This is a genomic window from Neorhizobium turbinariae (assembly GCF_023223505.1).
Taxonomy (GTDB): Bacteria; Pseudomonadota; Alphaproteobacteria; order Rhizobiales; family Rhizobiaceae; genus Neorhizobium; species Neorhizobium turbinariae.
This window is the reverse complement of record NZ_JALPRY010000008.1, coordinates 19,141-39,263: the sequence shown is the minus strand read 5'-3', so window position 1 is coordinate 39,263 and position 20,123 is coordinate 19,141. Positions and strand designations below refer to the sequence as shown.

Annotated in this window: 19 protein-coding genes and 1 riboswitch; of the genes, 9 read left to right on the top strand and 10 right to left on the bottom strand. The window is 60.8% G+C overall.

Going from position 1 to position 20,123, the window contains the following annotated elements; genetic code table 11:
- Positions 1-16 precede the first annotated feature (16 nt).
- From M0654_RS06795 to M0654_RS06785, 3 genes are read left to right on the top strand one after another with little or no spacing between them, the layout of a single operon-like run.
- The gene (locus M0654_RS06795; RefSeq protein ID WP_245450566.1) at positions 17-1,030 is read left to right on the top strand and encodes a branched-chain amino acid ABC transporter permease; all 1,014 of its coding nucleotides are present in this window, start codon (positions 17-19) and stop codon (positions 1,028-1,030) included.
- A complete protein-coding gene (locus M0654_RS06790) occupies positions 1,027-1,776 on the top strand; it encodes an ABC transporter ATP-binding protein (protein WP_248682415.1) in 750 nt (249 codons plus the stop codon). The genes M0654_RS06795 and M0654_RS06790 overlap by 4 nt, the downstream gene beginning before the upstream one ends.
- A complete protein-coding gene (locus tag M0654_RS06785) occupies positions 1,773-2,489 on the top strand; it encodes an ABC transporter ATP-binding protein (RefSeq protein ID WP_248682414.1) in 717 nt (238 codons plus the stop codon). The genes M0654_RS06790 and M0654_RS06785 overlap by 4 nt, the downstream gene beginning before the upstream one ends.
- A 111-nt stretch (positions 2,490-2,600) precedes the next feature.
- Here the strand turns inward: M0654_RS06785 and M0654_RS06780 are convergent, their stop codons facing one another.
- The 3 genes from M0654_RS06780 to M0654_RS06770 all read right to left on the bottom strand — a co-directional run bounded on the left by M0654_RS06780 (position 2,601) and on the right by M0654_RS06770 (position 5,174).
- Positions 2,601-3,548: a Bug family tripartite tricarboxylate transporter substrate binding protein gene (locus tag M0654_RS06780; RefSeq protein ID WP_390919805.1), complete on the bottom strand. Its 948-nt coding sequence runs from the start codon at positions 3,546-3,548 to the stop codon at positions 2,601-2,603.
- 82 nt (positions 3,549-3,630) lie between these two features.
- Entirely contained in the window at positions 3,631-4,485 is an 855-nt protein-coding gene (locus M0654_RS06775) for an amidohydrolase family protein (protein WP_248682412.1), read from the bottom strand.
- A complete protein-coding gene (locus M0654_RS06770; protein ID WP_248682411.1) occupies positions 4,482-5,174 on the bottom strand; it encodes a TetR/AcrR family transcriptional regulator in 693 nt (230 codons plus the stop codon). Before M0654_RS06770 ends, M0654_RS06775 begins: the two co-directional genes overlap by 4 nt.
- Positions 5,175-5,339: 165 nt before the next feature.
- On the opposite strand from M0654_RS06770, the gene M0654_RS06765 reads away from it, so the two are divergent.
- Both M0654_RS06765 and M0654_RS06760 read left to right on the top strand, forming a co-directional pair.
- Positions 5,340-7,646, top strand: a complete 2,307-nt coding sequence (locus M0654_RS06765) for an FdhF/YdeP family oxidoreductase (protein ID WP_248682410.1) — start codon at positions 5,340-5,342, stop codon at positions 7,644-7,646.
- Positions 7,647-7,905: 259 nt separating this feature from the next.
- Positions 7,906-8,409: an invasion associated locus B family protein gene (locus M0654_RS06760; RefSeq protein ID WP_248682409.1), complete on the top strand. Its 504-nt coding sequence runs from the start codon at positions 7,906-7,908 to the stop codon at positions 8,407-8,409.
- A 53-nt stretch (positions 8,410-8,462) separates the two neighbouring features.
- On the opposite strand, the gene thiD is transcribed toward M0654_RS06760, so the two are convergent.
- The 6 genes from thiD to M0654_RS06730 form a co-directional block, all read right to left on the bottom strand.
- Complete coding sequence (thiD, locus tag M0654_RS06755) at positions 8,463-9,266, bottom strand: bifunctional hydroxymethylpyrimidine kinase/phosphomethylpyrimidine kinase (RefSeq protein ID WP_248682408.1); 804 nt, start codon at positions 9,264-9,266, stop codon at positions 8,463-8,465.
- Positions 9,263-9,898, bottom strand: coding sequence for a thiamine phosphate synthase (gene thiE, locus M0654_RS06750; RefSeq protein WP_248682407.1), 636 nt, complete (start codon positions 9,896-9,898; stop codon positions 9,263-9,265). The genes thiD and thiE overlap by 4 nt, the downstream gene beginning before the upstream one ends.
- Positions 9,895-10,707, bottom strand: coding sequence for a hydroxyethylthiazole kinase (thiM, locus tag M0654_RS06745; RefSeq protein ID WP_248682406.1), 813 nt, complete (start codon positions 10,705-10,707; stop codon positions 9,895-9,897). Before thiM ends, thiE begins: the two co-directional genes overlap by 4 nt.
- A 38-nt stretch (positions 10,708-10,745) precedes the next feature.
- Positions 10,746-10,842: riboswitch (TPP riboswitch) on the bottom strand.
- Between the two features lie 81 nt (positions 10,843-10,923).
- Entirely contained in the window at positions 10,924-11,565 is a 642-nt protein-coding gene (locus M0654_RS06740) for a ThuA domain-containing protein (RefSeq protein WP_248682405.1), read from the bottom strand.
- 17 nt (positions 11,566-11,582) lie between these two features.
- Entirely contained in the window at positions 11,583-12,686 is a 1,104-nt protein-coding gene (locus M0654_RS06735; protein ID WP_248682404.1) for a Gfo/Idh/MocA family protein, read from the bottom strand.
- A gap of 23 nt (positions 12,687-12,709) precedes the next feature.
- Positions 12,710-13,915, bottom strand: coding sequence for an ROK family transcriptional regulator (locus M0654_RS06730; RefSeq protein ID WP_248682403.1), 1,206 nt, complete (start codon positions 13,913-13,915; stop codon positions 12,710-12,712).
- A 223-nt stretch (positions 13,916-14,138) separates the two neighbouring features.
- On the opposite strand from M0654_RS06730, the gene M0654_RS06725 reads away from it, so the two are divergent.
- The 4 genes from M0654_RS06725 (at position 14,139) to M0654_RS06710 (ending at position 18,442) form a co-directional block, all read left to right on the top strand.
- On the top strand, positions 14,139-15,431 hold the full coding sequence (locus tag M0654_RS06725; protein ID WP_248682402.1) for an extracellular solute-binding protein: 1,293 nt from the start codon (positions 14,139-14,141) through the stop codon (positions 15,429-15,431).
- Positions 15,432-15,533: 102 nt separating this feature from the next.
- A complete protein-coding gene (locus tag M0654_RS06720) occupies positions 15,534-16,475 on the top strand; it encodes a carbohydrate ABC transporter permease (protein ID WP_390919727.1) in 942 nt (313 codons plus the stop codon).
- A complete protein-coding gene (locus M0654_RS06715; protein ID WP_248682401.1) occupies positions 16,468-17,352 on the top strand; it encodes a carbohydrate ABC transporter permease in 885 nt (294 codons plus the stop codon). The genes M0654_RS06720 and M0654_RS06715 overlap by 8 nt, the downstream gene beginning before the upstream one ends.
- A gap of 19 nt (positions 17,353-17,371) precedes the next feature.
- Positions 17,372-18,442, top strand: a complete 1,071-nt coding sequence (locus M0654_RS06710) for an ABC transporter ATP-binding protein (RefSeq protein WP_248682400.1) — start codon at positions 17,372-17,374, stop codon at positions 18,440-18,442.
- A gap of 6 nt (positions 18,443-18,448) precedes the next feature.
- Here M0654_RS06710 and M0654_RS06705 read toward each other — a convergent pair whose 3' ends face one another.
- A complete protein-coding gene (locus M0654_RS06705) occupies positions 18,449-20,116 on the bottom strand; it encodes a hypothetical protein (protein WP_390919725.1) in 1,668 nt (555 codons plus the stop codon).
- Positions 20,117-20,123: the final 7 nt, after the last annotated feature.

The following is a 20,123-nucleotide window of genomic DNA, read 5'->3' as shown; positions in this document are numbered from 1 at the left end:
TGTCCAGGAGCCCGCCATGACCGCGCCGTCGACCTCTCCCGAGACCACGAGCCGCGCAGCCGCGCTGATGAAGCGGCGCAGCCGTATCCGCTTCTACGAGATCATCGTTTGGGTTGCCGCGATTGCCGCTTATTTCCTGCTGCCCACGAAGATGCTGATCCTCACCGAGATCGCGATCCTGGCGCTGTTTGCCGTGTCGCTCGATCTGGTTCTTGGCTTCGCCGGCATCGTGTCGCTTGGCCACACGGCCTTCTTCGGGCTTGGCGCCTACGTTGCCGGCCTGCTCGCCCTGCATTATGTCGCGGAACCCGTAACCGGACTGATCGTCGCCGGCGTCATCTCCGGCGTGCTCGGTCTGCTCACGAGCTTCCTGATCCTACGCGGCTCCGACCTGACCCGGTTGATGACAACGCTCGGCATCGGCCTGATGATGGCTGAAGTTGCCAACCAGATGGCATGGCTCACCGGCGGCGCTGATGGCCTTTCCGGCTTCTCGCCGACGGCGATCCTCGGCCTCTTCGAATTCGACCTGTTTGGTCAGACCGGCTACCTGTATTGCCTGGCGGTGCTGTTCGTCGGCACCATGATCATGCGTGCCATCGCTTTCTCGCCATTCGGGCTGTCACTGAAGGCGATCAAGGGCAACCCGATGCGCGCCGGCATGATCGCCGTGCCCGCCCGCAAGCGCATCGTCATCGCCTACACGATCGCAGCCGTTTTCGCGGGCATGGCCGGAGCGCTGCTGGCGCAGACGACGAGCTTCGTTTCGCCCGACGTGCTGGCCTTCCACCGCTCGGCCGACGTTCTTCTTGTTCTGGTGATCGGCGGCACCGGCTATCTCTATGGCGGGATCTTCGGCGCGGTCTTCTTCACGCTCATCAAGGACTGGCTCTCCGTCATCACGCCGCAGTACTGGATGTTCTATATCGGCCTGCTTCTCGTCATCCTCGTGCTCATCGGGCGCGACCGCTTGGCGCGCTGGGTGGAATATCTGCCTGAGCGCTTCTCGAAGAAGGAGGGCGGCCAATGAGCGAGATCGTGCTGGAGACCAGGAACCTGAAGCGTCGCTTCGGCGCGTTCCTGGCAACGAACGACGTCAGCCTCAAGGTCGAGCGCGGCGCACGCCATGCACTGATCGGCCCGAACGGCGCCGGAAAGACAACGCTGATCAACCTGCTAACCGGGGTGCTGCCGCCGTCGGAAGGACAGGTTTTCCTCGAAGGCGAGGACATCACCTCTCTCGCGTCGTTCAAGCGTGTCAAGCGCGGGTTGACGCGCACGTTCCAGATCAACCAACTCTTCAACGAGTTCACTCCGCTCGAAACGGTGGCTCTGGCGATTGCGGAACGCGAAGGCGTCGGTCACAACCTCTTCAAGTCGATCTCAAGCTACAGCAAGATCACGGACGAGTCAGCGAGCCTGCTTGCGCAATTTGGACTCGCCTCCGTCATGGGCGAACGCACGACCATTCTGCCGTATGGAAAGCAGCGCCTTCTCGAAATCGCGCTGGCCTTTGCCTCCAAGCCCCGGGTGCTGCTGCTCGATGAACCGGCGGCCGGTGTGCCGGAAGATGAACGCCACGAGGTGCTGCAGATCGTCTCGGATCTGCCGGCGGATGTGACCGTGCTTCTCATCGAACATGACATGGATCTCGTCTTCTCCTTCGCAAACCGGATATCGGTGCTCGTCGCGGGCGCCGTCTTCACGGAAGGAACGGTCGCGGAGATATCGTCAGACCCACGCGTGAAGGCCGTCTATCTCGGAGAAAATGCATGACCGCGGTTTTGGTCACTGACACGCTGGTTGCGGGTTACGGCGAGGCTAGCGTACTTGCGGGCATCAGCCTCACGCTTGATGAAGGCAAGACGCTGGCGCTGCTCGGCCGCAACGGGACGGGCAAAACGACCTTCGTCAACACGCTCGCCGGCGTAACCACGCACCATTCCGGCTCGATCCACCTGCTCGGCAAGGATGTTACCAAGCTTCGCGCTGATCGTCGTGCGGCGGCGGGCATTGGCTGGGTGCCGCAGGAGCGCAACATCTTCAAGTCGTTGACTGTCGAGGAAAACATGACGGCTATCGCACGGCCCGGCATGTGGAACCTGGAACGCATCTACCAGATGTTTCCGCGCCTGAAGGAGCGCCGCAAGAACCTCGGCAACCAGTTGTCAGGCGGCGAGCAGCAGATGCTGGCCGTGGGGCGCGCGCTGATGGTCAATCCGAAACTTCTGCTGCTGGACGAACCGACCGAAGGTCTCGCGCCCATCATCGTTGACGAACTCCTGGCAGCGATCCAGCGGATCACGCAGGGCGAGGGCATGTCGGCCATCATCATCGAGCAGAAGGCCAAGAAAGTGCTGCCCCTTTCCGATGATGCAGTGATCCTCGATCGCGGTGCGATCGTCTACCAGGGCAAGAGCGCGGATCTGCTGGCGGATGAAAGCCTGCTCGGCCAGCATCTGGCGGTCGAGAAAGCAGCGCGCCACTAAGCCTGGTCAAGAAGCGCAACGAGACGAGGCTGTAAGAGGCTCGGCTGTCGCAATCTCCCATAGATAAACCGGCGCAAGCCCTCAAGCCTGCGCCGGTTGTCCATTAATGCACTACTGCTTCGGAATGCCGGCCTTCTCGATAACGGCACCCCACTTGCCGATATCGTCAGTCAGGCGCTTACCGATTTCCTCGGGCGTGCTGGAGCGGGCCTCTACGCCAAGATCGGCAAACCGCTTCTGGATGGCCGGGTCGGAAAGCACCTCGACAAGCGCACCGTTCAGCACCTTGACCGCCTCGTCCGGCGTGCCCTTCGGGGCAAATATCGCGTTCCACGACGTAACGTCGAAGCCGTTGACACCTTGTTCGACCGCGGTAGGCACGTCCGGCAGCAGCTTGGACCGAACTGTGCCCGAGGACGCAATGGCGACCGCCTGGTTCTGCTGTAGGGCAGCGTTTAGCGCCGTCTGACTGTCGATGATGACGTCAACCTCGCCACCCAGCAGGGCGACCTGAAGGTCAGGCGTTGCCTTGTAGGGCACGATCGTGAAGTCGACGCCCGCTGCGGACTTGAACAATTCCGCGGCCAGGTTCTGGCTGCTGCCGACATTGATCGTGCCAATGTTCAGCGCGCCCGGCTTCTCCTTCGCCGCAGCAAGAACATCCTGCAAGGTCTTGAACTTGCCGTCACCCTTCGCCGCGAAGATGAAGTCGAAGTAGGCAAGGCTCGAGACCGGCACGAATTCGTTCACCGGATCGAACGGGAGCTTCTTGAATAGCGGAACGCTAATTGCAGTGCCGTTCGAGAAAAGCGCAAGCGTATAGCCATCGGCTTCCGCGTTCAGCACCGCGCGTGCCGCCGTAGCACCGCCAGCGCCCGGCTGGTTCATGATGACGATCTGGCGGCCGAGCTTCTTGCCAAGCCCATCTGCCACAAGCCGCGCGGTGATATCCGCGATCCCGCCGGGACCGAACGGCAGCACAAGCGTGATGTCGCGCGACGGATAATTGTCCTGCGCCGCCGCTGTGCCTGGCAGGGCCAGCGCAAGCGCTGCGACCATCGATGCTGCCAATGCGCTTCGACGGCCTAGCCGAAGCTTGAAGTTGCCCATGTTCATATTCTCCTCCTCCTGAAAAACGTTATTATGTGCCGAAGCCGTAAAGGCGGGCGGGGTTATCAACCAGCAGCCGCTGCTGCTCCTCCTGCGTCAGCGAGAACCGCGGCACGAGGTCCACGAGATCTGCCTCGTCCACCGGCTCCTTGAGGTTCGGATGCGGGAAATCCGTCCCCCAGAGCGTCCGCTCGGGGCTCGCCTCCACGAGCGCCCGAGCGAACGGCACCGCCGCATCAAACGGAAAAGAGGAAATTCGCTCCGAGCCGCAGACCTTGACCCAGCATTCGTCGCGCCGGGCGAGTTCTAGCAGCGCCTGGAAAGCAGGCTGCTCCGTACCAAGCTGCGTGTCAACGCGGCCCATGTGATCGATGACATAGGGTATCGGCAGGCGCCAGATCATGTCGGCGAGAGGAACTATATCGGTTCCGTCGAGATGCAGCACGACATGCCAGCCGCGACCCTTGATCCTGTCGATGACGCGGTTGAACACATCCATGTCCGGCGAACCGCCGAGATGGCGAACGAAATTGAAGCGCACGCCGCGAACGCCGCCCTCATCAAGTTCGTCGAAGGCACGGTCATCAAAGGTGTCGTCGACAATCGCCACGCCGCGATATCTGTCCGGACGCCAGGCGATGGCATCAAGCATGGCGCGATTGTCGGTTCCGTGGCAGCTTGCCTGAACGATCACCGCGCGTTCGACGTTGAGGCGGTCATGCAGTGTAGCTAGAGCCTCCTTCGGCGCATCTTGCGGCGTGTAGCGACGGCTTGGCGCATAAGGGAAGACGTCGCCGGGTCCGAACACATGGCAATGGGCGTCGCAATTTCCGGCTGGCAAGACAAAGGTCGGCTTGCGCCGCTGGTTAATTCCGTGGTCGTTCATGCTCGCTTTCTCTGTTTCGTCACAACCGCAGCCGGTTCCGCATCCGCCTCCGACAGGCTACGGAAACTTGCAAACGTCGCGGCAACAAGTTCACGGATCGCTTCTTCGCGATTGTCGCCATCCGCCTTGCCATCCGAGAGGCGCGTCACGCGCTCAGGGTTGATGAGTGCGTAGTAGAGCCCACCCAGGAGGAACTGGCTGCGCCAGACCAGGCTTTCGCGCAGTGCGCCGGGCAGACATTCGGCAACCGCATCGATGAAGGCACGGCTGGTCTCATCAAAGGCATCGGCAATGATCGCGCGGGCGTCCGGATTGCCCTCCGCCGACATGATCGCGCGCAGGCGGGTAAACTCCGCCCCCCCGCCATCGCTTTCGGATGAGGAGATGAAGGCTGGAACGACGTAGGCTCGCAGGATTGCCATCAGCCGCTCATCCAGATCGCTGATGCGCCGCGCTTCTCCGAGAAGTTCGCGACGGCGGGCGTTCATCGGCTCGGTGTGCCGCGCATAGATTTCCCGCAGCAAGCCGGCTTTTGATCCGAAATGGTAGGTGATGCTGCCAACATTCGCGGCCGCGCCCTTGGCGATATCGCGCAGGGACACCGCGTTGTAGCCGTTCTGGGCAAACAACATCACGGCGCTCTTCAGCAGATTGTCGCGAATGCTCGGACGCACAACGTTCCCGTTCATTTGTATCTCTTATTTGTACGAGTGTACAAAATGCTCAGCGGGAGTCAATGCGCGCTTTTCGGATAGACGAAAGCGTTGGCGCTAGGGGCGGAACCATCGGAAACGGCAGCCATTAACGGATAAGCGGCAGGTCTGCCGAGGCGGCGTCCCAACGAGAACCCTGACATGACAACGAACATCCGCATCAAGCGCTACGAAGGTCCCGCGGGAGGATGGGGCTCGGTACAGTCCCTGTTCCGAAACGCTTTGAAGAACAAGGTGCGGCTCTCGACGGCGGATGCCCTGCTGCGGCAGAATAAGAAGAAGGGCTTTGCCTGCGTCAGTTGCGCATGGGCAAAGCCGGCCAAGCCCCACGCTGCCGAGTTCTGTGAAAACGGTGCCAAGGCCACCTTCTGGGAACTGACGAAGAAGACGGCCACGCCTGAGTTCTTCGCCAGCCATACGGTCTCCGAATTGCGGACCTGGGACGACTACCATCTCGAAGCCGTCGGTCGCCTGACCCACCCGATGCGTTACGATCACCTACTGGATGTCTATGAACCGGTGTCGTGGGAGATCGCCTTCGAGGAGATCGGTCGCGAACTGAAGGCAATTCGCGCCGACGATCCGAAGAAGGCCGTATTTTATGCGTCGGGGCGGGCCTCGCTCGAGACGTCGTACATGTACCAGTTGTTCGCCCGGCTTTATGGCAACAACAATCTGCCCGACAGTTCCAACATGTGCCACGAGACAACCTCTGTGGCGCTGCCGGAGGTGATCGGGCAGCCGGTGGGTTCGGTTCGGTTGGAGGATTTCGAGCATGCGGACGCAATCTTCTTTTTTGGCCAGAACACCGGATCGAACAGCCCTCGAATGCTGCACCAGCTGCAGGAGGCGGTGAAGCGCGGCTGCACCATCGTTACCTTCAATCCGCTGAAGGAGCGGGGCCTTGAGCGGTTCACCAACCCGCAGAGCCCAACCGAGATGCTGACAGGTGGAGAAACGCAGATCAGCCACCGTTACTACCAGCTCAAGGCCGGCGGCGACATCGCGGCGATCATCGGCATGTGCAAGTCGCTTTTTGAGCGCGAGGCGGCATCCGGCGGCGTGCTGGATCACAAATTTATTCAGGAGCACTGCCACGGCTTTTCCGAATTCCACACCTTCTGCGAAGAGCAGGCGTGGGGCGTGCTGGAGGCCGAAAGTGGCTTGCAGCGGTCCGACATGGAGGAGGCGGCGGAGATATACGCCAGAGCGAATTCAGTGATGGGCGTCTACGGCATGGGCCTTACCCAGCACAAGCACGGGGTGAGTTCCGTCCAGTCGCTGGTGAACCTGCTCTTGCTTCGCGGCAATATCGGTAAGCCCGGCGCCGGCATCTGCCCGGTGCGTGGCCACTCCAACGTCCAAGGCCAGCGCACGGTCGGCATCTCCGAAAAGCCGGAACTGGTGCCACTCGACAAGCTTGCCGAACTTTATCACTTCGACCCGCCGCGGGAGGAGGGCCTGACAACCGTCGACGCCTGCCAAGCGATCCTCAACGGTGAGATCAAGGCATTCATTGGCCTTGGAGGGAACTTCCTGCGCGCCATTCCCGAAACGGGACCGATGGAAGACGCGTGGCCGCGTATGCGGCTGACGGTGCAGGTCGCCACAAAGCTCAACCGCAACCATCTGTTCAATGGCGACGTTGCTTACCTGCTGCCATGCCTTGGACGGCTGGAGCTCGACGAGCAGAAGACCGGGCCGCAAGTCGTCACCATCGAAGACTCGACCTCTTGCTTCCACGCCTCCAAGGGCAGGTACAAGCCTATCAGCGAGCACCTGCTATCCGAACCCCGGATCGTGGCGGAGATAGCCAAGGCCAGCTTGCCGCCCAACCCCAATGTTCCATGGGATGAATGGGTGGCGGATTACGGCAAGGTGCGTGAAGCCATCGAGCGGACGTATCCCGCCATCTTCAAGGATTTCAACAGGCGGATGTGGACGCCTGGAGGCTTCGAGAAGCCGCTTTCCGCCAACAAGCGGGAGTGGAAGACGGAGACGGGCAAGGCGAACTTCAGGCTCCCGAAGGCGCTTTCCGCGAGCTTCGACGCCGGCACCAGCAAAGACGTGCTGCGGCTGATCACTTTGCGCAGCAACGACCAGTTCAACACGACGGTCTATGGCTACCATGACAGATTCCGCGGCGTCGAAGGCACCCGGATGGTGATCTTCGTGAACCCAAAGGACATGCAACGCTTCGGCATCACCGAAGGACAGGATGTGCGGCTGGAGACGGTTGCGAGCGACAACATCCCGCGCTCGCTCGGCGGGTTGCGCGCTGTACCGTACGACATTCCGGAAGGTTGCTGCGGCGCCTATTACCCGGAATGCAACATTCTTCTGCCGCTCTACCAGCATGCCGAAGGTAGCAAGGTACCAGCGGCCAAATCAGTGCCCGTTCGGGTTTCGGCGGACGAAGGCGGTCTTGCGCTCCAAGCGGCGGAATGAACGGCAAAAGGCTTTGAATGACAGAATTGTGACCGCGTGTGAGGCGGCTTGGAGCCGCCTGGGCGGGCGCACTGTCATGCAGTAGGTTCAAGTCTCAGGTCGTTCACATTGCGGTCCACATGATGGCGCGAATGCATATCAAAACGGTTCATTCTTACGCAGAATTAACTTTACGGTAACCCGGAAATTCTCCAATGGCGCATCCAGCGCCGGCTTCCCGCCGGCCGCTCCTCTCACCATATCTGACTATGGAGGCACGATGTCCATCAAGCTTTACGCCCTTACCGCTGTCGCTGTTACAGCCGTTACGTCGGTCGCCTCGGCCCAGCCGAGCCCGAACATGGTGCGGAAGTTCAACGACTGGGGCGTCTACTCCTACCAAGCCAGCGGCAACACGACCTGCTACGTGCTGACGACGCCCAAGGATGCCCAGCCGGCGAGCGTGAACCATGGCGACAACTATTTCCTCGTCGCGCCGAACCAGAACGGTTCCGGATATTATCCGCAGGCAGTGATGGGCTACAATTTGCGCGAAGGCTCGCAGATGGTGCTCACCATCGATGGCCAGTCCTTCGTGATGCTGCCGAAGGGCAATTCCGGCTGGACCCAGGAAGCGAGTTATGACGCGGCTCTCATCAACGCCATGAAGGCCGGCAGCAACATGACGCTGAAGGCGACTTCGCAGCGCGGCACCTCGACAAGCTACACCTTCTCCCTTTCGGGTGTCACTGCTGCGCTGAACCAGGCCGCGTCCTGCAAGTAACAGAACTAGATCGTGGCCGAGGCTCACTCGGTCGCGATCTCTCCAGTCTGACCTCAAGACGCCCAGAGGAGCCAGAAATGGGAGACGGGGCCGTGTCCCGTTCCGACGCTCAATCCCTCCGCTGCACCAATGGCGCCGGCGAGATAGGTTTTCGCAGCGCTCACTGCTTCACCCGGCGAGGCGCCCTTGGCAAGTTCCGCGGCAATGGCGCTTGAAAGCGTGCAGCCGGTGCCGTGGGTGTTCTTTGTGGCGATGCGATCGCCTTCAAACCATTGCAGACCGGTCTCGGTGGCCAGAACATCCGGACTGTCGTCCGTCTCAAGATGCCCGCCTTTTACCAGAACCGCGGGACCTAGCACTCCTAGTTGCTGCGCCTGCCTTGCCATGTCGTCGCGGCTGGCAGCCACCGGCGCCCCAAGAAAAGCTGCGGCTTCAGGTATGTTGGGTGTCACGAGGGTCGCCATGGGCAACAACCGCTTGGCCACGACTGAAACCGCATCTGCCGCGAGAAGAGGCGAACCACCCTTGGCGATCATCACCGGGTCGAGGACGATCGACACGCTCGATCGGTAAGGTGCAAGGACGTCAGCGACGGCCTCGGCGATTTCGGCATTGGCGATCATACCGATCTTCACCGCATCCACACGGACATCGGCGAAAACAGCGCGGATCTGGTCAGCAACAAAACCAGCTGGCACGGCATGCACACCATAAACACCTTGCGTGTTCTGGGATGTCAGCGCCGTCAGCACTGCCATGCCATAAGTACCGCGGGCGGCAAATGCCTTGAGATCAGCCTGGATCCCGGCACCACCGGAAGGATCGGAGCCGGCGATCGACAGCACGTTGCGGATCATCGGCGGACCTCCCGTATCATCTGGGCAAGGTGGCGGGCGGCCTCTTCAGGATCCGGTTGGCCGCATATGGCGGAGACAACGGCGACGCCCTTGGCGCCGGCATTCAGGCACTCGCCGATGTGTTCAGCCTTGATCCCACCAATGGCGACTGCGGGCAGGGGAGACATGCCGATGAGCTTCGCCAATTCGTCAAAGCCGATCGCCGGTGAGTGGTCGAGCTTTGTATTTGTCGGGAAAACGGGGCCGACACCGACATAATCTACATGGTGTGGGTCTGCGGGTCGGGCATGCTCGCCCCGATCGACGGAGAGCCCGAGAATCATCTCGTTGCCGACGCGGGCGCGAACTTCATCGGCGGACATGTCTTCCTGACCGACGTGGATGCCATCGGCACCAATCGCAATTGCAGCCTCGACATTATCGTTGATGATGAGCGGGACACCCGTGCCTGCGAGTGCTGCTTTCAGTGCCATGCCGGTTTCGACCATGTGGGCTGTCGTAGCCTTCTTGTCGCGCAACTGAACCATGGTAACACCGCCGCGAACGGCGAGGCGGGTGGTCTCGACCATGCCGAGTGGCTCACAAAGATCAGGGTCTAGAACGAGGTAAAGCGAAAGGTCGAACTGTTTCATGCTGCTTCGATCCTTGCCTGAGCATCCAGCGTGGCAGCATCGATCGCGGCCAGTTGATCGAGAAAGGCGACGGAGAACGAACCCGGTCCCGAGGCCTGGGCGGCTGCGGCTTCACCCGCGACCGCAAACAGGGCCAGTGCCGCAACTGTTGCATCAAGTGGCTTTTCCGGTCGCGTCGCGGCGAAGGCGCCGACAAGACCAGTCAATGAGCATCCCAGGGCGGTAACCCTTGGCATCAGCGGTGAACCGCCGTGGATCCTCCAGGAGGTCTGGCCGTCGGTGACGAAGTCGGTTTCGCCGGTGACGGCAACTACGGTACCAAGTTGCTTTGCCAATCCCAGCGCAGGACCTTCCGCCGCGCGTGCAGCATCCCCGCTGTCGACACCCTTGCCGCCCGATTTCGAGCCAGCAAATGCGATGATCTCAGAGGCATTGCCGCGAATGATCGTTGGTTTCAGCGCGACGAGTTCGGCAGTCACGGCGCGACGATAGGTCGTTGCATAATGCGCGACCGGATCGAACACCCATGGCTTACCGTGTTCGCTCGCCGCCTTCGCAGCGCTTTTCATGCCACCGACCCAAAGAGGCGAGAGCGTACCGATGTTGACGGTCAAGGCACCGGCGATCGATGCGAACTCACCCGCCTCCTCTTGCGCACTGACCATGGCCGGAGAGGCACCCGCCGCCAACAAGACGTTCGCGGCAATGTTCATGGCAACGAAGTTAGTGATGCACTGGACCAATGGGGCCTGTGCCCGCATCTCTTCGAGCATCTGGCCCGGACTGTGGATTAAAAGCTGCGTCTGCATCATCGCCTTTCTCGGCGGAGCCTGGACGCTTGGGCTCAATCAGAACCCCAACGACTCCCTCCGCCAGCATGATCTGGTTCAGGTTCAAAGGGTGCTTCTCAGCCCGGCATACGCCAGACGCCCCTGTCATCGGTGCAACGCTATCAGAAAGGAAAAGCGACCGCCATATGCATGTTGGGCGATCGCTTCATGTCAACGGGAATACCTGGCGGTTGTCTATCTCGCCGCCCAGTTTGCGCCGCGGCGGAAGATCGTGTTCATCTGCGGCACCTCGAACTCCTTCGCCACGTGGCCGAGCGAGGAATAGAAGACGCGGCCCTTGCCGTATTTGCGTTTCCAGACGACCGGCATCACCACGCCATCGATCCAATAGGCATGTTCGCCGGTAAAGGTGGTGGTGGCGAGCACCTCGTTCGATGGGTCGACATGCATGTAATATTGCTCGGAATGATATGGGAAGTCGGTGATCCCTTCCATGAGTGGATCGTCCCGCTTGGTAATGTTGACGGTGTAGTCGATGATATTGCCGGGATGGGCCACCCATTGTCCGCCGATGATGAACTGGTACTCGACCGACTCCCGGAATGCATCGCCGGCGCCACCATGGTAGCCTGCAATACCGACGCCATTTTCAACGGCCGCCGCGAGGTTCTTCACCTCCTCCTTCTCGATCTTCGACATCGTCATGATCGGAACGATCAGGCTCAGGTCATGGATGGAGGGGTCCGCGAAAGCTTCCGTCGAATGCTCCAGGTAGACCTTGAACCCGTCTCCCTCGAGCATGGTCTTGATCACTTCCGCACATTCCTGTGGCTCATGGCCGCTCCAGCCACCCCATACGATCAAGGCTTCACGCATGCACTTTCCTCCAAAAACTACTTGGCCAGTCGGCCATCAACGAGTGAATCGGACAGCGGCGCCGGCCGCTGGACCTTCGTAGTGATTTCGATCGTGCGCCCGTGTTCCGATGCCGTCTGGAAGGCCTCCATGACCTCCAGGACATGCAGCGCGAGATCGCCATTGGCACGATGCGGCCGATCGGATCGGATGGCATGAGCCATGTCGGCCACACCAATGGAGCGGAAATTACCGTCCGCATAAGGCAAGGTAAGGGGCTGCTCCTCGAACTGGCCGCCCTTCTTGAGATACTCCACCGGCCCGCCAAACCGGTTTGGGTCCGGCACGATCAGCGTACCTTCCGTTCCGTACACCTCCAGCGGCACGTGCTTGTGGCCCGCGACATCGAAGCTCATGCCGATCTGCACGACTGCGCCATTCTCGAAGGCCATGACGCCGGCTACATGGGTCGGCACGTCGACCGGGATGCGTTCGCCGTTGCGTGGCTCGCTGGTGATGACGCGTTCAGAGCGCGGCGTGATGGCAAATCCGGCCACCTTCGCCACCGGACCGAGCAGGTTCACGAGGTCGGTGATGTAGTATGGCCCCATGTCGAGCATCGGACCGCCGCCGACTTCGTAGTAAAAGGCGGGGTTTGGGTGCCACCGTTCATGGCCAGGGCACATGAATGTCGCCGTGCCACCGACCGGCAGGCCGATAACGCCCTGATCAATCAAGCTCCGAGCCGTTTGGTGGCCGCCACCGAAAAAGGTGTCGGGCGCGGCGCCGATCCGCAACCCCTTGCTGCGCGCGGAATCAGCCAGTTTCTTGCCTTCGGCGAAGTTGATGCCGAGCGGTTTTTCGGAATAGGTGTGCTTGCCCGCCTCCAGCGCCTGCATCGCGACCGCCACATGGGCCTTTGGTACCGTCAGGTTGAGGATGATTTCGATCTGCGGATCCGACAGCAGTTCGTCGATCGACCGTGCAACGAGCCCGAACTCCGCGGCGCGCGACTGTGCAAGTTCGCTGTTCAGGTCGGCCAGACCACGAATATCCAAAATTGGAAACTCGGTCGTCATGGCCTTGAGATAGGCACCAGAAATGTTTCCGCACCCGATGATGCCGATTCCGACCCTGTTCATTCATTTCCTCCCTTAAATGTCTTTCAGAAGCTTGAGGCTGGCCCGGTGGTGCTCCAGGGCGACTCATAAAGTTCGTAGAGGGCAACGGCGGCAGCGCCCCGAGCCCAGAAATCGTCACCGGAGTTGTCGAACACGAGTTCGCTGACGTCGTGCAGCGACGGCGGCATGGCGAGCGCATAAGCATCGCGCAGGCTCTTGAGGAAGAGTTCCCCGAGTGCGAGGGAGGAGCCAACGACGATGACCCGCGGCGGCGCAAACAAGGTGACGATGTTGGCGATGGTGAAGCCGATGGTTTCCCCGGCGCGCACTGCAGCGGTAATCAATTGGCTGTCATCGGCCTCGATCAAGGCCTGGGCATGCGCCATGCCTCTTCCAAGTCGAACCGCTTCGGCGAAGCGCGCTTCGGAGTGCTGGAAGCTCAGGATCGCTGTCTCGCCGGCCTGGCTGGAGAGGCGCACGACACCTTCGCTATTCATGCCGAGCACGAGGTCGCCAAGGTTGTGGCTGAGGCCCCCGGCGCCGCGGAAAACCCGGTTGTTGTGGAGCACGCCAAGCCCAAGCGTCTGCTCCAGCGAAACCAGCACCATGTCTTCAAGATCGCGCGCGCGCCCAAACCAATGATGGCCGAGGGCGATTGCCGTGGCATCGCTTTCCACGATCGTTCGGGTATCAAGCCGCGATGACATTTCCGCAGCAAAATCAACATTGCTGTCGCGCAGAATGGGGCTCGAACGGATATGGCCGCTGCGATGCTCGATGACGCCCGGAAGGCCAAGGCAGATGCTGTGGACGTCCGCCAGCGAAAGCCCCGCATCGAGAACGCAACGACGCACGCCATCTTCGACGATATCGGCAACTACGCTGATCGGCTGGCGATCGATGCGGATGGGCAGGGTGAGGGTGGCGAGCACCGTGCCGCAGAAATCAGTGACTACGAACACCATGCGGTTCGCGGCGATCTTGGCTCCGACCACGCGTGCAGCACCTGGATTGAGCTCCAGCATCACCCGCGGGCGCCCTCGCACCGTTTCGCTGCGGATATCGCCCTCGTGGCGTGGCAGGATCAGTCCGTCGTCGAGGAGGGACGCGGTGATAGCCGATACCGTGGTCGGCGAGAGTTCCGTGCGCTCCGAGATCTCGACACGCGCGATGGGGCCATGGCGGCGGATTACATCCAGCACACTAAGGCGGTTCATCGCGCGCATGAGTTCCGGATCTGCAGTCTTCATTTCGCCCTTACATAAACCCGCGCCGGCGGATTTAATCCGGCACGCAAATTAATACACCGTCTTGTAATGGGCAAAAACGAAGGAACGCAACCGCAAAATCTGCGACTGACCGGAAATTCTGCCGCCGTAGAACAGATTACCGGCGACCCTATTGACAGATCAGGCCAAGGTGCCGATTATTTTGTACGGATCACGAAATAAAGCTTTGGGAGGAGCACGTTCGATGTCCACGAAGATTTTCAGAAATTCCCTTCGCCTCACCACGCTTGCCTTTGCGGGCGGTCTGCTTGCCGCCGGCACGGCCGCGGCAGACAGCGTCATCCGCTGGATGCATGTCGAGCAGGTGCCGTCAACGATCGCTGTCTGGTCGCAGATCGCAAAGGATTTTGAGGCAAAACATCCAGGCGTCAAGGTCGAACTGCAGTTCCTGGAGAACCAGGCGTTCAAGGCCAAGCTTCCGACGCTGCTTCAGTCCGAGGATGCGCCATCAATGTTCTATACCTGGGGCGGCGGCGTGCTTGAGGCGCAATCGGTAACGGGTGCGCTGCGGCCGCTCGACGAGGCGCTCGATGCCAACGGCGGCGAGTGGCGCAATGTCACCAACGCTTCTGCGATCGAAGGTCTGACCTTCGACGGCAAGGTGTGGGCAGCACCGTCGAAGAGCGGTCTCATATCCTTCTACTACAACAAGGACCTGTTCCAGAAGGCCGGCGTTGATGCCTCGAAGATCGAAAAGTGGGATGACCTCCTGGCGGCGGTAAAGACGCTGAAAGACGCGGGCATCACCCCGATCGCCGGTGGCGGACGCGACAAGTGGCCTCTGCACTTCTACTGGAGCTACCTGGCCATGCGCGAAGCCGGCCAGCAAGGCTTTGCCAAGGCGAAGGCTGGGGACGATGACGGTTTTGCCGGCGAGCCTTTCGTGAAGGCTGGCCAGCATCTCGCCGAGCTCGGGAAACTCGAACCGTTCCAGAACGGCTATCTTGGCGCCACCTGGAACGACGCACTTGCCGCCTTCGGCGACGGGCGTGCAGCAATGATCCTGAGCTTTGAAAACACTCCGGCCACCCAGGCAACAAACTCCACCGACCGCAAGGGACTGCCCGACGACAAGATCGGACGTTTCCCATTCCCGGTGGTTGATGGCGCTCCAGGCGTCGCGACCGACAGCTTCGGCGGACTGAACGGATGGGCCGTGACCAAGAATGCGCCTCCCGAAACCGAGGAGTTCCTGCGCTACATGGGCAGCCTCGAGGTGCAGAAGCTTCTGGCCAAGGAAACCCAAATCATGCCGATCGCCAAGGGCGCCAGCGAAGCGGTCTCACGGCCGTTGCTGAAGGAAGTGGCCGATGCTCTCGCCAAGGAAACCTGGCACCAGAACTTCCTCGACCAGGATCTTGGGCCGAATGTCGGCGCGATCGTCAACGATATCAGCGTCGAGATCGTCTCCGGCTCCATGGATCCGGCCGATGCTGCCCAGCAGATAGAGGATGCCTTCTCTCTCGAGCGCAAGTAACGCGCTCGCCCGGCGCTCCTGCTCCTCTAAGCCTCGGCTTCGGGAGCGCCGGCCCCTGTTCCCGGCCGCGGCATGTGCCCGGCTCAGGAGGTGCGAATATTCATGACTGATAGCTTGATGCCGGCTAATGCCCGTCCTTCGACAGGAGTGGTGACTGCGCCGCGACGCGGCCGCCGATCACTGGCCCACAGCAAATGGCCGGTGCTGATCCTCTTTCTTCCCCCGGCGCTTCTCGTCTTCACCGTGCTGGTGATCCTGCCGATGGGGGAAGCGGCCTGGTACTCCTTCTTCAACTGGAACGGTTATGGCAGCCCCACGCAGTGGATCGGCCTGCGCAACTATCAGCTTATCTTCCGCAATAGCGCTTTCACCCAGGCATTGATCAACAACGGGCTGATCGTTCTCGTGTCGGTCTGCGTGCAGATCCCGCTGGCGCTGTGGCTTGCGACGATGATCTCCAGCCGGATCAAGGGCGCACTGCTTTTCCGCCTGATCTTCTTCTTGCCCTACGTGCTTGCCGATGTTGCCGCGGGCATGATCTGGCGCTTCGTCTACGACGGCGATTTTGGGCTCGTGGGCGGGATCGCGCATTTCTTCGGCGCCGAGGCGCCCTTTTGGCTGGCTGACCGCGATGTCGCGATGTACGCGATCCTCGGTGTGGTCGTCTGGAAATATTTCGGTTTCCACATGATGCTGTTCATCGCCGGCCTGCAGGCGATCGATAAAAGCGTGCTGGAAGCGGCCGATATCGATGGCGCAACCGGCTTCCAGAAGTTCCGGCTGGTGACTCTGCCGCTGCTCGGCTCCACAGTTCGTCTCTCCGTCTTCTTCGGTGTGGTGGGTTCGCTGCAACTCTTCGACATGATCATGCCGCTCACCGGCGGCGGCCCGTCGAACTCGACGCAGACCATGGTGACATTCCTCTACAATTTCGGGGTGACGCGAATGCAGATCGGCTTCGGCAGCGCCGTTGGTGTCGTGCTGTTCGTGATCTGCGTCACGCTCGCCTTCAGCTACAAGCGGGTCTTCATGCGCAATGACTGATATCTCCGCCGCACAACCTATTGACGCCGCCAAGGCACCCACATCCGGGCAGCCGGTGCGCCGGTCCACCCAAGTCTATATCTACGTGTCGCTGATCCTGGTCGCCGCGATCGTTATCGTGCCGCTTGTAAGCACCGCACTTGGCGGCTTCAAGACGCTCGGCGACCTGCGGGCGAACCCGTTCGGCCTTCCTGTCGAATGGCAATGGTCGAACTACACCGACATCATCTTCAGCAAGCGCTACTGGCTGCAGATGACCAACTCGCTGATCATTGCGCTTCTGACCGTGTTCCTGACGATCTGGTTCGGCGCGATGGCTGCGTTCTGTTTCGCGCATATCCGCTTCTTCGGATCGTCCTACCTCCTCAACTACTTCCTGATCGGACTGATGTTTCCGGCGGCAACGGCTATCCTGCCGCTCTATATCCGTATCCGTGATCTTGGGCTGATCGACACCTATTGGGGCGTCGTGCTGCCGCAGGTGGCCTTCGGCATGGGCATGAGCATCATGCTGTTTCGCAACTACTTCCGGAATCTGCCCTCGGAACTGTTCGACGCGGCCTTTGTCGATGGCTGCGGGTATCTGCGCTTCTTCTGGCACGTAACGCTGCCGCTTTCCCGCCCGATCATCGCCACCGTCGGGATCATTTCCTTCGTTAGCAGTTGGAACAACTATATCGTGCCACTGATCATGCTGAACTCCGAGAGCCGTTACCCCTGGCCGCTCGGGATCATGATCTACCGCGGCGAATTCAGCACGGAATGGCAGCTGGTGCTCGCCTTCATCACGCTGACCATCCTGCCGACGATCATCGCATTCTTCCTGGCACAAAAACACATCATCGCTGGCCTCACCGCCGGCGCCGTAAAATCCTGATCCCGATCTGGAGCAGAGCATGGCATCCGTTGAACTGAAGCAAGTCCGCAAAGCCTACGGCGCCTTTGACGTCATCCATGGCGTTTCCTTATCTATTCAGGACGGTGAGTTCATTGCCCTCGTGGGTCCTTCCGGCTGCGGAAAGTCCACGCTGCTGCGCATGATCGCGGGGCTCGAGGAAATCACCGCGGGCGAGATCGTCATTGGCAACACGGTCGTCAATGAACTGACACCCCGCGAACGCAACATCGCGATGGTGTTCCAGTCCTATGCACTCTACCCACATATGACGGTCGCCGAGAACATGGGGTTCAACCTGCGCCTTTCCGGCACGCCAAAGGCCGAAATTGCCGAACGGGTCAACGAAGCCGCCCGCATGCTGGATCTCCTGCCGCTTCTCGACCGCAAGCCGGCCAATCTCTCCGGTGGCCAAAGGCAGCGCGTTGCCATGGGACGAGCGATCGTACGAAACCCGGCCGTCTTCCTGTTCGACGAACCCCTGTCCAACCTCGATGCCAAGCTGCGCGTGCAGATGCGCTCCGAGATCAAGACGCTGCACCAGAAGGTCGGCACGACCTCGATCTATGTCACGCACGACCAGATCGAGGCAATGACGCTTGCCGATCGTATCGTGGTTCTGAACCAGGGACGGGTCGAGCAGGAAGGAACGCCGATGGAGCTATACCGTCGGCCGGCAAATCTGTTTGTTGCCGCCTTCATCGGTTCGCCTGCGATGAACCTTCTCGATGGCGTTGCCGATGGAGAGGACGGCGAGGCGGCGGCGCGGCTGAGCGATGGCACTTCCATCAAGCTCGATCCGCGCCACAAGCTCAAGCGTGGCCAGCCGATCAAGATCGGTTTGCGGCCGGAGCACCTGAATCCGAAGCAGGACGGCACCAAGCTGTCTGGCCGAACACTGCTGATCGAGCCCACCGGTGCGCAAACGCACGTGGTTTTCGACCTGGCGGGGCAGGGCGTGACCGCCATCGTTGATGGGGAATACCCAGTCCGCTATGGCGCGCCGTTCGAAGCTCATATCCCGGCCGACCAAGTGCATGTGTTCGACAGCCAGTCGGGCGTGGCGCTTTGATGCGCTTCAGGGTGCCGCCGGAGAGCGAGCCACCGCAAGATCCTGGTGAAGAAGAAGGTCCCAGCACGGCGTGAGTTCCACGACCTGCCGGGAAGTGAGGGCCTCCCGGTAATGATCTTCGATAATATGCCGTGCGTCAGTTGAAGGACACTTCGGCCGCAAGACGCCTGCGGTCGCTTCAACCGCTTCCTTGGTTTTCGGCGTCATCGGCGGAACGGTGCGGCCCGGAACCGCGCCGATCTGGATGTGCTTCGTCGCTTGCCTGTCGAGCAGCCAGGGAAAGGGATTACTGAAATCCAGCGTCATGAGGCTTGCAAGCTTCACCGCATTCTCCGCCTCGAACTTCAGGATCGCCTCTACAGCGTGACTGGCCGACATGATCCAGTAGAGCTGAAAATCGAGGTTCGAGTAATAGTGCCAGTTCGGCAGATCGGTGTAGACGTGACCATGGTTCTGGTAGTGCGTCTCCAGGTACTGCGCGTGGCCGATAATATCGGCGCGTGAGCGCACCTGCTGCATGTTCTTGACCAAGGGCAGGTCGAGGGACGCATAAGACGGACTGACCATAGCAGACCGGATTGTCCGATGCGCCACCTTCGTGGCAGTCGGGATCGTGGCGAAGGCCGCCAGCACCAGCACGGTCATCTTGAGGCGAGGGTTGAGGTGGCCGATGCGTGTCCACAACATCAACAGGATCGGCCAGATGAAGATGAACTCATGGCTGCCGGTGTTTTGCGTCTCGAACATCCAGCCGCCGAACAGGGCAACACAAAGCCACCAGACGCCGTGATCGAGAGAGCGGGTATCGCTCTTACCGTGCTTCCAGACATTCCACGCCAGCACGAGAACAAGCAGCCCTACGGGGATCAGAACATCGAGTTTTGCAGAAGCCGTCGACACGGACCGCGGCAGCATCGACCCGTCGTTCATCTCCACGAGTTGCAGGATCTCGCGGACATAAGCCGAAATCATGCCCGTCGGCAGCTCTAGGAGGGCAAGCGCAACGACGAAGAGCGACGCTGCGAGCACGCTGTGACGGAGAGAAACCTTTCCGGCGAGGAGCGCCTGCAACCCGAGCAACCCACCGACAAGGAACCCAGTGACCTTGGTCAGGAACAGGGCGAGCATGACGGCGGCCAAGAACAAAGCCATCTTCCGACTGTCCTGCAGGAACAGGAGGCCGGTTGTCATGACGTAAAGCAGGATGACGGCGTGCCGGTTATAGACCCCGAAGCCGTCGAGGCCCGGGTCCGGGTGGAAGGCCTGAACATTGGCGGGCGACACCGCGAACAACAGGAACGGCACGACGAGGGCCAGGGTGAGGGGACGGTGTTCGCGTGCAACATCTGCGACCGCTAAGGCCATCAGCGGCACGGCCACGACGAGCATGCACCATTGCGCCAGCAGGAGCGGCTGGGCGTTCTGGAAAAGGCGCAGGCCCCAGGCGAACAGGTAATACCCGAGTGGCCCAACGGGCGTGAGGAAATCGACAGCGGGCACTTGTCCATTCCAGATCCGCTGGGCTGCATCCAGGTAAAGATAAGTATCCCAGTACATCGGGCCGATCGGGATCGACACGGGCAGAATGAGCAGGATCACCAGCGGGATCATCGCAACTGCAAGCCAGGCAACAGGAGAGGCAAGCAGAAGGCCTGCGCCTTTGATGTCCCGCATTCAGTGG

What these genes read in the sequence shown, in the direction of transcription:
- M0654_RS06795 (WP_245450566.1), top strand. Translation starts at nt 17, where the DNA reads ATGACCGCGCCGTCGACCTCTCCCGAGACCACGAGCCGCGCAGCCGCG.
- M0654_RS06790 (WP_248682415.1), top strand. Translation starts at nt 1,027, where the DNA reads ATGAGCGAGATCGTGCTGGAGACCAGGAACCTGAAGCGTCGCTTCGGC.
- M0654_RS06785 (WP_248682414.1), top strand. Translation starts at nt 1,773, where the DNA reads ATGACCGCGGTTTTGGTCACTGACACGCTGGTTGCGGGTTACGGCGAG.
- M0654_RS06780 (WP_390919805.1), bottom strand. Translation starts at nt 3,548, where the DNA reads ATGGTCGCAGCGCTTGCGCTGGCCCTGCCAGGCACAGCGGCGGCGCAG.
- M0654_RS06775 (WP_248682412.1), bottom strand. Translation starts at nt 4,485, where the DNA reads ATGAACGACCACGGAATTAACCAGCGGCGCAAGCCGACCTTTGTCTTG.
- M0654_RS06770 (WP_248682411.1), bottom strand. Translation starts at nt 5,174, where the DNA reads ATGAACGGGAACGTTGTGCGTCCGAGCATTCGCGACAATCTGCTGAAG.
- M0654_RS06765 (WP_248682410.1), top strand. Translation starts at nt 5,340, where the DNA reads ATGACAACGAACATCCGCATCAAGCGCTACGAAGGTCCCGCGGGAGGA.
- M0654_RS06760 (WP_248682409.1), top strand. Translation starts at nt 7,906, where the DNA reads ATGTCCATCAAGCTTTACGCCCTTACCGCTGTCGCTGTTACAGCCGTT.
- thiD (WP_248682408.1), bottom strand. Translation starts at nt 9,266, where the DNA reads ATGATCCGCAACGTGCTGTCGATCGCCGGCTCCGATCCTTCCGGTGGT.
- thiE (WP_248682407.1), bottom strand. Translation starts at nt 9,898, where the DNA reads ATGAAACAGTTCGACCTTTCGCTTTACCTCGTTCTAGACCCTGATCTT.
- thiM (WP_248682406.1), bottom strand. Translation starts at nt 10,707, where the DNA reads ATGCAGACGCAGCTTTTAATCCACAGTCCGGGCCAGATGCTCGAAGAG.
- M0654_RS06740 (WP_248682405.1), bottom strand. Translation starts at nt 11,565, where the DNA reads ATGCGTGAAGCCTTGATCGTATGGGGTGGCTGGAGCGGCCATGAGCCA.
- M0654_RS06735 (WP_248682404.1), bottom strand. Translation starts at nt 12,686, where the DNA reads ATGAACAGGGTCGGAATCGGCATCATCGGGTGCGGAAACATTTCTGGT.
- M0654_RS06730 (WP_248682403.1), bottom strand. Translation starts at nt 13,915, where the DNA reads ATGAAGACTGCAGATCCGGAACTCATGCGCGCGATGAACCGCCTTAGT.
- M0654_RS06725 (WP_248682402.1), top strand. Translation starts at nt 14,139, where the DNA reads ATGTCCACGAAGATTTTCAGAAATTCCCTTCGCCTCACCACGCTTGCC.
- M0654_RS06720 (WP_390919727.1), top strand. Translation starts at nt 15,534, where the DNA reads ATGACTGATAGCTTGATGCCGGCTAATGCCCGTCCTTCGACAGGAGTG.
- M0654_RS06715 (WP_248682401.1), top strand. Translation starts at nt 16,468, where the DNA reads ATGACTGATATCTCCGCCGCACAACCTATTGACGCCGCCAAGGCACCC.
- M0654_RS06710 (WP_248682400.1), top strand. Translation starts at nt 17,372, where the DNA reads ATGGCATCCGTTGAACTGAAGCAAGTCCGCAAAGCCTACGGCGCCTTT.
- M0654_RS06705 (WP_390919725.1), bottom strand. Translation starts at nt 20,116, where the DNA reads ATGCGGGACATCAAAGGCGCAGGCCTTCTGCTTGCCTCTCCTGTTGCC.